At 38.7% G+C, this 11,127-nt stretch carries 13 protein-coding genes and 4 tRNA genes; 9 read left to right on the forward strand and 8 right to left on the reverse strand.

The window, feature by feature from the left end; all coding sequences use genetic code 11:
• Positions 1-78 precede the first annotated feature (78 nt).
• Positions 79-978 (reverse strand): GTPase Era, encoded by a 900-nt coding sequence (era, locus tag BMX11_RS04725; protein WP_090881963.1) that lies wholly within the window; start codon positions 976-978, stop codon positions 79-81.
• A 113-nt stretch (positions 979-1,091) separates the two neighbouring features.
• On the opposite strand from era, the gene BMX11_RS04730 reads away from it, so the two are divergent.
• Positions 1,092-1,167 (forward strand) — tRNA-Met (locus BMX11_RS04730).
• A gap of 74 nt (positions 1,168-1,241) precedes the next feature.
• Positions 1,242-1,313: transfer RNA gene (locus tag BMX11_RS04735), tRNA-Glu, on the forward strand.
• Positions 1,314-1,477: 164 nt separating this feature from the next.
• On the opposite strand, the gene BMX11_RS04740 is transcribed toward BMX11_RS04735, so the two are convergent.
• The 7 genes from BMX11_RS04740 to BMX11_RS04770 form a co-directional block, all read right to left on the reverse strand.
• Positions 1,478-1,843, reverse strand: coding sequence for a hypothetical protein (locus tag BMX11_RS04740; RefSeq protein WP_139180127.1), 366 nt, complete (start codon positions 1,841-1,843; stop codon positions 1,478-1,480).
• A 124-nt stretch (positions 1,844-1,967) separates the two neighbouring features.
• On the reverse strand, positions 1,968-2,225 hold the full coding sequence (locus BMX11_RS04745; protein ID WP_090881967.1) for a hypothetical protein: 258 nt from the start codon (positions 2,223-2,225) through the stop codon (positions 1,968-1,970).
• A gap of 183 nt (positions 2,226-2,408) precedes the next feature.
• Positions 2,409-3,002, reverse strand: a complete 594-nt coding sequence (locus BMX11_RS04750; protein ID WP_090881970.1) for a dihydrofolate reductase family protein — start codon at positions 3,000-3,002, stop codon at positions 2,409-2,411.
• Positions 3,003-3,294: 292 nt separating this feature from the next.
• Positions 3,295-3,693, reverse strand: coding sequence for a hypothetical protein (locus BMX11_RS04755; RefSeq protein WP_139180128.1), 399 nt, complete (start codon positions 3,691-3,693; stop codon positions 3,295-3,297).
• A gap of 81 nt (positions 3,694-3,774) precedes the next feature.
• Positions 3,775-4,170, reverse strand: coding sequence for a hypothetical protein (locus tag BMX11_RS04760; RefSeq protein ID WP_090881974.1), 396 nt, complete (start codon positions 4,168-4,170; stop codon positions 3,775-3,777).
• A 337-nt stretch (positions 4,171-4,507) separates the two neighbouring features.
• Positions 4,508-5,044 carry a hypothetical protein gene (locus BMX11_RS04765; protein WP_090881975.1) on the reverse strand — a complete coding sequence of 179 codons (537 nt, stop codon included), beginning with the start codon at positions 5,042-5,044 and terminating at the stop codon, positions 4,508-4,510.
• A gap of 157 nt (positions 5,045-5,201) precedes the next feature.
• Positions 5,202-5,534 carry a magnetosome magnetite crystal formation protein family gene (locus BMX11_RS04770; RefSeq protein WP_090881977.1) on the reverse strand — a complete coding sequence of 111 codons (333 nt, stop codon included), beginning with the start codon at positions 5,532-5,534 and terminating at the stop codon, positions 5,202-5,204.
• Positions 5,535-5,744: 210 nt separating this feature from the next.
• On the opposite strand from BMX11_RS04770, the gene BMX11_RS04775 reads away from it, so the two are divergent.
• From BMX11_RS04775 to BMX11_RS24230, 7 genes are all read left to right on the forward strand, one after another.
• Positions 5,745-7,619, forward strand: coding sequence for a helix-turn-helix domain-containing protein (locus BMX11_RS04775; RefSeq protein WP_090881979.1), 1,875 nt, complete (start codon positions 5,745-5,747; stop codon positions 7,617-7,619).
• Between the two features lie 491 nt (positions 7,620-8,110).
• Positions 8,111-8,186: transfer RNA gene (locus BMX11_RS04785), tRNA-Met, on the forward strand.
• 73 nt (positions 8,187-8,259) lie between these two features.
• Positions 8,260-8,331 (forward strand) — tRNA-Glu (locus BMX11_RS04790).
• A 62-nt stretch (positions 8,332-8,393) separates the two neighbouring features.
• Positions 8,394-9,272: a PfkB family carbohydrate kinase gene (locus tag BMX11_RS04795; RefSeq protein WP_090881983.1), complete on the forward strand. Its 879-nt coding sequence runs from the start codon at positions 8,394-8,396 to the stop codon at positions 9,270-9,272.
• Between the two features lie 178 nt (positions 9,273-9,450).
• Positions 9,451-9,627: a hypothetical protein gene (locus tag BMX11_RS24225; protein ID WP_175474469.1), complete on the forward strand. Its 177-nt coding sequence runs from the start codon at positions 9,451-9,453 to the stop codon at positions 9,625-9,627.
• 107 nt (positions 9,628-9,734) lie between these two features.
• Positions 9,735-10,127: a winged helix-turn-helix transcriptional regulator gene (locus tag BMX11_RS04800; protein WP_090881985.1), complete on the forward strand. Its 393-nt coding sequence runs from the start codon at positions 9,735-9,737 to the stop codon at positions 10,125-10,127.
• A gap of 250 nt (positions 10,128-10,377) precedes the next feature.
• On the forward strand, positions 10,378-10,944 hold the full coding sequence (locus tag BMX11_RS24230) for a hypothetical protein (protein ID WP_175474470.1): 567 nt from the start codon (positions 10,378-10,380) through the stop codon (positions 10,942-10,944).
• The last annotated feature ends 183 nt before the right edge of the window (positions 10,945-11,127 follow it).

An 11,127-nucleotide genomic window follows, 5' to 3' on the forward strand; every position in this document is an offset into this window, starting at 1 on the left:
CAACCAATTGATATTTTTAACATCAACCATTGACTATCAACAACTAACCCTTTTTCCAAAGAGCCTGCAAAGGTACGGTTAATTTTCGTAGCCAAAGCTTTTTAGATAGTTCTTTTTACTTCTCCAGTCGGGAATCACCTTTACAAACATCTCCAGGAACACTTTTCGCTCTAAAAATTTTTCAATTTCCAGACGTGCCTCGGTGCCTACCTTTTTCAGCATACTTCCCGCTTTACCGATGAGGATATTCTTTTGCGAATCGCGTTCTACAATAATCTCTGCACTAATCCTGATTATACCACCTTTCTTACCGAGGGTTTCTTCTTCATCTTTAAATGATTTGATAATCACTTCGGTACTGTAAGGAATCTCCTTCTGATAGTTGGTGAAAATTTTCTCCCTAATCATTTCTGAAACAAAGAATCGCTCTGAACGATCGGTTAAATCTTCTTTATCATAATAAGGTGGGTGTTCAGGAAGAATTTCCAAAACTTTATCCAGCAAACCATCTACATTGTGTTTATGTAAGGCCGAAATAGCATAAATAGCTAAGGGATTAATCTTCTCCTGCCAATATGTAATCTTCTCTTCTACCTGAGCCTGATCTGCGGTATCTATTTTATTAATGAGTACAATGGTAGGGATATTACGATTTAAAACTTTCTCTAAAACATCCTCTTCATCGTACTGTTCGTGAATATCGGTTACAAATAAAAGTACATCTGCATCTGTTAATGATCCGTTAACAAAGCTCATCATACTCTCTTGCAAGCTATATTTTGGCTTAATTATCCCCGGAGTATCCGAAAATACGATCTGAAAATCTTCTTCGTTAACGATGCCTAATATACGATGCCTTGTAGTCTGTGCCTTAGGAGTAATGATACTAAGTCGCTCACCTACAAGCACATTCATAAGGGTAGATTTACCAACATTCGGCTTACCTATTATACTTACAAAACCTGCTTTATGCGCCATTGAAATATTTTTTTAAAAAAATTTGCACTACAAAGAAACGAATTATATCTTTGCATTCCAATTCGGAAACAGTGTTAAGGATTTAACAAGAGTAGCAGACGAGTTGTATATAGTGCGGGGTGGAGCAGTTGGTAGCTCGTCGGGCTCATAACCCGAAGGTCGCACGTTCGAGTCGTGTCCCCGCTACCAATTAAGTCGTGAGTCGACAGTCTTGAGTCAATAGCCTCCGGACTTGAGACTAAGTACTTAAGACTAAAAAAAATGGCCCGTTCGTCTAGGGGTGAGGACGCCAGATTTTCATTCTGGAAACAGGGGTTCGATTCCCCTACGGGCTACGAAGCCGCTTTACGAAAGTAGAGCGGCTTTTTAGTTTTCAGAAAAATATTATCTCTCAGAAATTATTTGAAAGCCACATTTTGGTTCGATGTAAATAAGGTTGCTCAACAAGATCAGAACCCCGCAAACGTAATGCCTAACATTGTTTTTATAGTTTCTGAATTTATTCTTCAGAAAACTGTTTGACATACCGATCAAACAATGCCTTAATAGCCTCGATACTTGGATTATTTGTAAGCACAAGAAACCCATTGTCAGGATATCCGTTGTCAAACTCATAGTTGTAGTAGGTAATTTCTTCGCCAAGCTGATCCACTATGTCTTTAAATCGTTTTTTCCTGGCAGCTTGCTGTCCTTTTTTAGTAGACAATAGGTATAGCAGTATTTCTTTCTGATTGTTTGCAAAGAACTTTTTAATCGCAGTGACTATTGCAGCATTAATTTCTTCTCCGGGTCTACCATCGCTAAAATAAAGCTCTTCAGTGGTGTAAGGTTCAGGAACGAAAGGTATCGGTGATAAGCCGATCATAATCTTATCTTCAGACCTTAGCTCACCTTTTTCTTTTAACTGAATTGTATATATGGTGAAATAAATATTAAAATACCGCTTGTCGCTGGTGTAGAAAAAATAGCCTGATTCGTGGGGATATAATTTAGAAGGGCTTAACAAATCTTACACCTTTGATTTGAGCTACAGCCTCTCCTTTTTGGAATGCAAGAGCAATGACCTCTTTCTGCTTAACCATATCTGCAAAAGACTTTTTCGCAGCGCCTGAAACAACCGAGGACTTTTTTACTTTACCTTTAACTGCACTTGCAACCACAGCAATACCCCCTGGGACCACTTTGACAGTTTTTAACTGTTTGGGTTTGCGGGTGCTAACAGTGATATGTGCTTTCTTTAGAGGCATTTACAAATTTAACAATTCTTGTTAAACAATCAAATAATACGCCAAGATTTACTCGCTAAACAATTGGCAGTAAACAAAATAACACAAATTTGTATTCCACAGCATAAGTGTAATTATTTCGTTTACTCATTTAGGATATTGAATAAATAACAAACATCTATTATAAAGAAAAAACGCCCCCTTTTAAACCCCAACAGTACCTGTTTTCACTTCACCTGTTTTGGTATAATTAACTACGATCACCCCACTACTGGTTACTGTGCTTTCTGCCAGTGTAAAAGCAGCCGGGATAGCATGATCATCAAACAACTTCTTACCTTTCCCTAAAACCACCGGATGGATATTGAGCCAAAATTCATCCACCAGATCATGACTAAGCAAGAGCTGAACAAGCTTACTGCTGCCCCAAATTTTAATTTCAGCGCCTTCGGTGTTTTTAAGCTTTTTAATATCGTCTACATTTTTAACGAACACCGTGTTTACCCAATCAGACTTTTCTTTGGTATTGGATAAAACGTACTTGGTTACTTCGTTCACACCTGGCCATTGCTCGGCATGTTTAGGCCAATAATCTTCCCAAATGTCAAATGTTTTTCTTCCTAAAAGAAGATCGGCTGGCAACAACTGTTTTTGCATGGCATTGCCATATTCTTCATCTCCGTAAGGTGCGGTCCAACCTCCGTATTGAAAACCTGCTGATGGGTCTTCTTCAGGGCCACCTGGTGCCTGCATTACTCCGTCTAGTGTAACAAGGGATAAAACAATTATTTTTCTCATATCATTTCGATTTTATTTTAACAGTCTGATAAATTTCGGAAATAATATAAAAGGAAAAGAGGTGTACATATGGCAATTACACTGGGCGAATACCAATGCTGTTAACTTAAGGAGAAAACTAAAACGGATTGTCATCCTGAGCCTGTCGAAGGTAATCCATTTTAGTTTTCGACTTATTAAGAAGGTCTTCGACAGGCTCAGACTGACAGGGTTAAGCTTAAGTTAATAGCACTGGGCGAATACGACAAGACCATTACAGAGGAGCGCTTACAGGCTCAGGAAAAATAAAAACCTACTCCAGTTCCACCTGCTCTGGCCCCGACAACTTTTCTACATGGCAGGCCGAGCGCCCTCCCTTAACCTTTACAATCACACTTTTGGTTAAATTATTCACAGTATCCAATGCTGAAACGATTAATTCATCACCAGCTTCAGTCACTTTTTCCAGACTAGAGTCATTAATTACCACATACACCCCTTTCAGCAGACCGGTAGATGCTGATACGATCTGTTCATTAGTCCTTTTATTAACAACCTTAAAATCTTTGACAGCCCGCCCTTCACCAGACTTATTTTTAAAGGTTATATTAATGGATCGGTACTCCTCAGAACAGATTTTAACAGATTCTTTTTCCTTGCAAGCCAAAACGAGCAAGAAGGACAGCAAAACGACATGATTCTTGTTTATCATAAGTAGTTTGTTTTAAGCATTCCACAAGCAGCTCCCATACCCCAGCTACCCGGCAATAAAAATATTACTGCAAACACAGCATCATTCCAGCTGCACCTGCTCAGGACCTGAAATTCTCTCAATATGGCAAGCACCTCTTCCACCCTTAACCTTGACGGACACGCTTTTTGTGGCATTGTTTACACTATCCAACACAGAAACAATTAATTCATCTCCACTCGAACGCACTTTTTCAACCGAGGAGTCATCGATTACAACATACTCGCCTCTTGATGCTCCATGCGAAGAAGAAAAAATCTCTTCATCGGTTCTCTTGTTTACTACCTTAAAGTTTTTTACCGCACGTGGCTGACCAGCCTTATTGGTAAAAGTGATACCAATATACCTAAACTCCTTGGTACACGATTTAAATGGAAAATCATTACAACCAAAAATGGTTAACAAAAAAACCAAACTGAGATAGCGTTTATTTTTCATAAGAGTTTTAAATGAAAACGGTTAGCGGTTAGATTTTGCTACACCCAGTTCAATTTAAATACTAAAGTAACACTTTTTTCACTCTAAAATTGCAGAAGATAGCTTTACCACATAACGCCTGATTACCAATAAAATAGAGTGCAAACTAGAACAGTTGGTAGCTAGTGAGGCTCCATCCCCCTAACGGCTAATAAATCCTGCAAATTAAATGATTGCAGGTTTTTTTCCTTGTATTAAGCAGGCCCGTCATCAGTATCGCCGAATCGAAAGTCAGTATGTAGATCCTATAATTTATTATGACATCCACAGGTCGAAAATTAAAAGAAATATGCGGTTACTATTTGCTTGCCACCTGGAAGTTAGCTTTGGATTTATTTACTTTTTTACCTGCTATGATCCATACCCACAAACAGATTATTCCCCAAATGATTTGGGCGGAAATCAGCAGCGATCGAACAACCCCACTTAATTCGTTTGATTTTTTGTAGATGTATGGAACGAAATGAACTTCAGGTTCGCTTTGCAGATAAAGATAATAAACCATAAAAATTCTGATTCCGGTAATAAGCAATACAGTAACAATCACCGTAGCAGGTTTTTTATCGCTAACATTCAGCTGGATGATAAAACCCAGCGTAATTGAAACATAAACAATTAGCTCCACGATAAAAAAAGCTACATGAACAATATTGTAGGTGGGATGATACCCGGGATCAGGTGTATGCAGGTAAGCCAGGAAATCAATGCACTCCAATAACAAAAACAGGGCATATATCCCATAAAGGTAAATCCCCCATTTGATGGCCAGATTACCTGAAATAACTGCAGTTTTTGCCTGTTGATGCTGAAGGGAACTCATTTCTTCGCTTTCCATAAGTTTAACAATTAAGTGATGAAAAAAAAGCCAGCCAGCGTTACCAGAACTAACGCAAAATATCTGGCAACCCCGGCGGCCGGAGAAACGTTAACATCCTGTTTCTAACGCATAAGAGCTCATAATTACTTTCATTACTGCTTATGCTTCTATTTATCTAGCTCACAAAGTTGAATTTGCCTTCAAAAAGTTTTCCTACGATTGGAAGAGGCTTAATGACTTCATTATTGGCTGCCACTACGCCCAGCAATAAAAACACCAGGCTTAGTACGCTCAAGATAAGCGACAAGAAGTATAATGAGGGTACAATACTTACCACAATTGATATCACTATCCCCAGGATAAAGGTTAAAATGATTAAACCCAATGATTGACCTAAATGGTAATTAACCAAAGGGTTTCTGTCCGAACTTTTTTTATACTGTAGATAAGCTACCACCCATCCTATGATGGTAACGTAAGCCAAAATGGCCATGGTTTTGTTTGACATAATAGATTTTTTTTAGATTGAGAAAATAAATTAATTAGGTCAAAATTACGCCCCCAATTGCGCCAGAGCAAGAAATAGCCAACTACAATCTGTCTACCAATAAAAAAACAAGCGTCTACAAATCGTCTACAACAAAATCTACCATGCGTTGTTAAATGTATATTCGCTTAGGTTATATAGCCATCTTTAAACCCTACTCCTACCTCAGAAATGTTAAAAAAAACCGCCATCTTTCTCTCTATCTTCACGTTCGCCATCAACACTTGCATCAACGCGCAAATACTTGTTATCGATTCCTTAAAAAATGTACTTGCTAAGGCAGAGCAGGCAGCGCAACCTGTTGTAATGGCCGAACTGGCCCGGGCAACTTACGAAACTGATGTTAAGAAGGCTATAGACCTGTCTTTGCAGGCTACAGCGTTAGCCAAAAAAGAGAAAGAAAAAGGTATTGTTGCTTTTTGCTATGCCTCTGCCGGCCATCTCTTGATGAGAAAAGGACAGGAAAAACGTGCCGCAGCTTATATAGACAGCGCGATGCGCAGTGCAGCGAAATCAACTAATCCGCTTTTTAGCGGTTATGCCTGGCTTCGTAAGGGCTGGTTTGAATTGAATAAGAATGAGAATGAAAAAGCCATGTCTGCATTTATTACCGCCGATAAATTATTGAAGAGCAGCGCAGACCGCAGGGCATTCAGCTACCAAACCTTGATCAATCACTATGCGGCAAGTATTTATGCCTATGGAAGTGATACATTAAAACAACACAAATATGCGGTCGCAGCCTTACAGCTGTCTAAAAAGAGTAAATATCCCGATGACCTACAAATTGGATATATGACTTTGGCGCATAGTTTCTTTTCTGCTTTTGAAGCCAATACAACAAAAAGAGCACTCCTCGATTCTGCGATTTATTATTACCGGAAGACAGTTGAATTTTACCGCCAGCATCAGAACAAGATTGTGATTCAAAGCAATGCTTCGGTTACAGCACTTAATTTGGCTAATATTTACTTTAAGTATTTTCCGGAGAATTTCAGGGATAGTGCCAATCTTTATGTTAGTCATGCACTCGAAGTAGCCAAAAAAACCAATACTCCAGAGGTTATTGCCAATTGCTACGGCATTATGAGCGAGTATGCCATGCGCCGGGGCGACTATCAAAGTGCAGAAAATTACCTCCAAACTGGAATTACTGAACTAGATAAGGCTTCGCCAGGTGTAGATATTACCCGTTCGCGATTAATGCTCGGACTTTCCAACCTGGCTGAACAAAGTGGCGATAAAGCTAAAGCCTTAACTTATTATAAGCGCTACACAGCATATTACAAGAAGGTTTTTGATGCCCAAAAGCTTGCTGCTGTTCAACAACTGGAAGAACAATATCAATCTGAACAGCGTGATCTGGAAATCGCAAACTTGCGTGAGCGGGCAAATTTAAACCGGCAGATAAACTGGCTATATGTTGCCATAGGCTCAGCAAGCATACTGGTGCTGGGCTTGTTATTGGGCATATACCATTATAAACTCAAAGGCTCGCAACAGCGGATACTGATATCCCTCCAGGAAAAACAAGAGGCAGAGTTGCTGGCATCTTTAGGAGAAAAGGAACGGGAAAAAATCGCTGCCCAACAAGCTTTACTTCAAGACCGCACAGAATGGCTGGAGCGTGAATTGTTGGCGGGAACGTTAAAACTGGAAGAAAAGAATACAATTTTAGAATTACTAAAAGAGAAATCAAAAAGTTCTGCGGATACCGCTGCCAAAAGTATCGGTCGGATTATTACTCAAAACCTTCGTAAGGACAAGGAAAATGCAGCTCAACAAAATTCAATCGGTGATATTCATCCCGGATTTTTTAGTGCTTTGCAGGAAAAGGCAGGAGAAACGCTCACCAGGCTCGACCTAAAATATTGCTCCTATATATTAATGGGATTAGATAATAAGGAGATCGCCAATAGGTTAGGCATTGAGCCTAAAAGCATCCGGATGGCCAGGTATCGCTTAAAGCAAAAACTCTGTTTAAAGAAAGAAGATAACCTGGATGTCGTGGTTCGTTCTTATGACAAGCGTTATCAGGATATGTAATTTAATCAGGTTTTAGTTATACGGGTACTTTTCTGGAGAGACACTCCAAAAAGCCTGAGCAATAAAACCTTCACTCGACAATTAAAGAACGTAGCATTAACGCATAGTGCCTGATTTACCCACGTCAGATTAACGTGGGCAAACAGGGCTTAATAATCAACATAACCAACCAAAACTATATTGAACATATCTTTGAGGGCTTTCTTTATCAGAAAAGCAATACTATTATTATTTAGACTAATTATAAACAAAGAAACGACAGAAATTCCAGCTTTCCAAATAATTTTAATTCTTATTTTTTTTCTAATAGCTACAAATAAACAAAAACAGCACATTTAATTGATTACAAATAAGTTATAATGCAACACAAACCACAGGTAAAATCATTTTTTAAATTATTTTAAAATTATTTTCATTTACTATTTTGATTATTGAAAATAACACTTACCTTTGCACTCCTTCAGATGCGAAATCAGAAGTTAAAAATAGAGTGCGGGGTGGAGCAGTTGGTAGCTCGTCGGGCTCATAACCCGAAGGTCGCACGTTCGAGTCGTGTCCCCGCTACCAAATTAAGTCGTGAGTCGACAGTCTTGAGTCATTAGCCTCCGGACTTGAGACTAAGGACTTAAGACTAAAAAATGGCCCGTTCGTCTAGGGGTTAGGACGCCAGATTTTCATTCTGGAAACAGGGGTTCGATTCCCCTACGGGCTACATTGGAAAAGCCTTCAACAAAATGTTGAAGGCTTTTATTATTTTACACCAAAATTAAGGCTATGTATGATATTTGTTGCGTAGGCCACATCACTTCAGATAAGGTAGTTAATACCCACACTACCCTATATATGCCAGGTGGTACAGCATTATATTTCTCCAGTGCATTTAGTCAGCTAAATGCCAAATACCTTTTGGTTACTGCATTGGCAGAAGCTGATTTTGGATATGTACGCGATTTGCAGCAAAAGAATATAACTGTAAAGGCTTACCCTAGTCCTGAAACGGTTTACTTTGAAAACATCTATGGAGAGAATCAGGATGATAGAACTCAAAATGTTTTACACAAAGCTGCTCCCTTTCACAGCGATCAATTTAACAACATTGATGCTAATTTTTTCCACCTGGGTCCCCTATTAGCCGATGATATTCCCAGCGAGCTCGTTCAAACACTCGCGGCTAAAGCCAGGGTAAGCCTGGATGTTCAGGGGTTTTTACGTGAAGTAAAAGATAAAAAGGTGTATGCAACCCAATGGCCTCAAATGGCTGAAGTTTTACCCTTTATAGAAATTTTAAAGGCAGATGTTGCCGAACTCCAGGCCTTAACTGGCTGTGAGGATACCATAGAAGGGGTAAAAGTAGTGGCAGATTTAGGGGTTAAAGAAATTATCATTACCAATGGTAGCCAGGGCTCGGTAATCTATGCCGGCAATGAATCTTATACCATTCCGGCCTATCCTCCTGATGAAATTATTGATGCCACTGGTTGTGGAGACACCTATATGGCGGGTTACTTATTCCAGCGGTTTAAAGCTGCGGGTGTAGAAGAAGCGGGAAATTTTGCTGCTGCAATGGCTGGACTAAAAACGGCAAAAACAGGTCCGTTCACAGGTAATGAAAGTGATGTACTTGCTTTTTTAAGTACGTTCGTAGAGCTGTAAAGGAATTTTGAAGCATAAAAACATGACGATACTTCAAGGTAATCGTTAATTCAGTGTACGATGGCTTGCTGATGCTAATGTAAAATCGGGCCAGATTGTGGAAAGGATTTAAATATAGTTTTTACTAATCGTCAGTCATTCCCTGAACCTTTTGCCATTCTTCTTTGTTAGCAATGTTATGGGTAACGCTAAAAGAAAATCTAAAGGTAAAAAGAAACGAAATAAACTGGGGGTAAAAAACAGCCTGGTTAACAATATTAATGCCCGGAAGAAAAAAGGGATTTCTCGTTCAAAAAAGAAGAAAACCGTATCCAGGAAATCCTATAAAAAAATGCAGCAGAACTGGCAAGACTAGCTGCTTTACTTCCTGATCTCATATGTTATACCATGAATTAATATCAAAAAGATACTAGTTTCCCAAAGTATAGTACTCTCTTTTGGGAAACCCTTTAACTTTGCATCATGACTTTTAAAGACAAAAATCACGATTTGGAAAGCTGCAATGCGAGTTTAAATGCAGTAAAAGATGCATTGTATGTGCTTAACGGAAAATGGAAGCTTCCATTAATTATCAGTTTGCAGAATGGTCCAAAACGTTTCAACGAGATCCAGAAATCACTTGGCGAGATTACGCCTAAAATTTTATCCAAAGAACTGAAGGAACTGGAACTTAATGAATTTGTAGTACGCAAGGTATTTTCTACTACTCCAGTGACGGTAACTTACGAATTAACCCCGTACAGCAGCTCTTTAGACAAGGTAATAGATGAGCTTAGAGATTGGGGATTACAACATAGAGAAAGGCTGGTAGCCAACAGGAAGAAAGATACTGTTTTGGTGTTGGAAAAGGCTTAAGCACAATTTCAGCGATTCTCCACTAACCCTTTCTCTATCCCCACACCCTATCCCACAGCTAGATTTTTTTGCATTTTCACTTACATCTTTCTCCAAACAATGAGTTTTCATCATCGTTGAGTTAAAACGACTGGATTAACCTGGCAATTGATTTACAAACAAGTAAATCATAAGGTTCAAATACAGAGCCTGATGAGAAAAATTAGAGGCCTAATTTTAGCCACACTTTAAAACTAAAATTAGGTTATCTTTGAAGAAAATAAAATCCATGGCGATACTACATAAAAAAGAAGAAAAAATACAAGCGGTAATTGGCCGATTACCTAAAAAATATACTGATGATGCCTTTGTTGAAATGTTTATTAAACTTTTCTCAAAAGACTGGGGAAAGATAAAATCAGCTTACATCAAACAATCACAAGATAAAGAAGTAGGAACAGTGATTACCATGCCGAAGCCTGCTGATTATCTTAAACAAATATTAAATACCTTTCTTCAACAAAGTAAAACTGTAGAGGTAGCTCAAAAGCCTGTAGAAGTAGTGGATCAGCCTGTAAAAGTGGCTAAAAAAGCAGAAGAAACAGTAAAAGAAGAAAAACAACCAAAGGTTGAAAAAGCTGCTCCAGTAAAGAAAGCTGCTACTAAAAAAACAACAAAGGTTTCAGCCGAAACAGAAGAATCAAAATCTGAAGTTGAAGTTGAAAAAACCAGCCCGGCAAAAAAAGCGCCTGCTAAAAAAGCTACAAAAGTTACAGCAGAGACAGCGGAAGAAAAAAAGCCTAAGGCAGCCACAAAGAAAACCGTTACAAAAAAATAATTTTTTCCCGCTCGCATAATAAATCTGGATTTTTCCTGTTTATATACCTGAGAGCGTTAATTTAGATGACGGGGATAGGTCGGAATGATTTATCCCCGTTCTTTTTTTGGTCGCCATGTCTTTCTATATCGCAACTTTCCATCCTCACATTTTCCATCTTACATCCTTAATATTCGTCTTTCC

This window comes from Pedobacter rhizosphaerae (assembly GCF_900111155.1).
Lineage (GTDB): Bacteria > Bacteroidota > Bacteroidia > Sphingobacteriales > Sphingobacteriaceae > Pedobacter > Pedobacter rhizosphaerae.

Bases quoted from the DNA above. Each gene is read 5' to 3' on its own strand.
- era (WP_090881963.1), bottom strand. From the start codon at position 978: ATGGCGCATAAAGCAGGTTTTGTAAGTATAATAGGTAAGCCGAATGTT.
- BMX11_RS04740 (WP_139180127.1), bottom strand. From the start codon at position 1,843: ATGATCGGCTTATCACCGATACCTTTCGTTCCTGAACCTTACACCACT.
- BMX11_RS04745 (WP_090881967.1), bottom strand. From the start codon at position 2,225: ATGCCTCTAAAGAAAGCACATATCACTGTTAGCACCCGCAAACCCAAA.
- BMX11_RS04750 (WP_090881970.1), bottom strand. From the start codon at position 3,002: ATGAGAAAAATAATTGTTTTATCCCTTGTTACACTAGACGGAGTAATG.
- BMX11_RS04755 (WP_139180128.1), bottom strand. From the start codon at position 3,693: ATGATAAACAAGAATCATGTCGTTTTGCTGTCCTTCTTGCTCGTTTTG.
- BMX11_RS04760 (WP_090881974.1), bottom strand. From the start codon at position 4,170: ATGAAAAATAAACGCTATCTCAGTTTGGTTTTTTTGTTAACCATTTTT.
- BMX11_RS04765 (WP_090881975.1), bottom strand. From the start codon at position 5,044: ATGGAAAGCGAAGAAATGAGTTCCCTTCAGCATCAACAGGCAAAAACT.
- BMX11_RS04770 (WP_090881977.1), bottom strand. From the start codon at position 5,534: ATGTCAAACAAAACCATGGCCATTTTGGCTTACGTTACCATCATAGGA.
- BMX11_RS04775 (WP_090881979.1), top strand. From the start codon at position 5,745: ATGTTAAAAAAAACCGCCATCTTTCTCTCTATCTTCACGTTCGCCATC.
- BMX11_RS04795 (WP_090881983.1), top strand. From the start codon at position 8,394: ATGTATGATATTTGTTGCGTAGGCCACATCACTTCAGATAAGGTAGTT.
- BMX11_RS24225 (WP_175474469.1), top strand. From the start codon at position 9,451: ATGGGTAACGCTAAAAGAAAATCTAAAGGTAAAAAGAAACGAAATAAA.
- BMX11_RS04800 (WP_090881985.1), top strand. From the start codon at position 9,735: ATGACTTTTAAAGACAAAAATCACGATTTGGAAAGCTGCAATGCGAGT.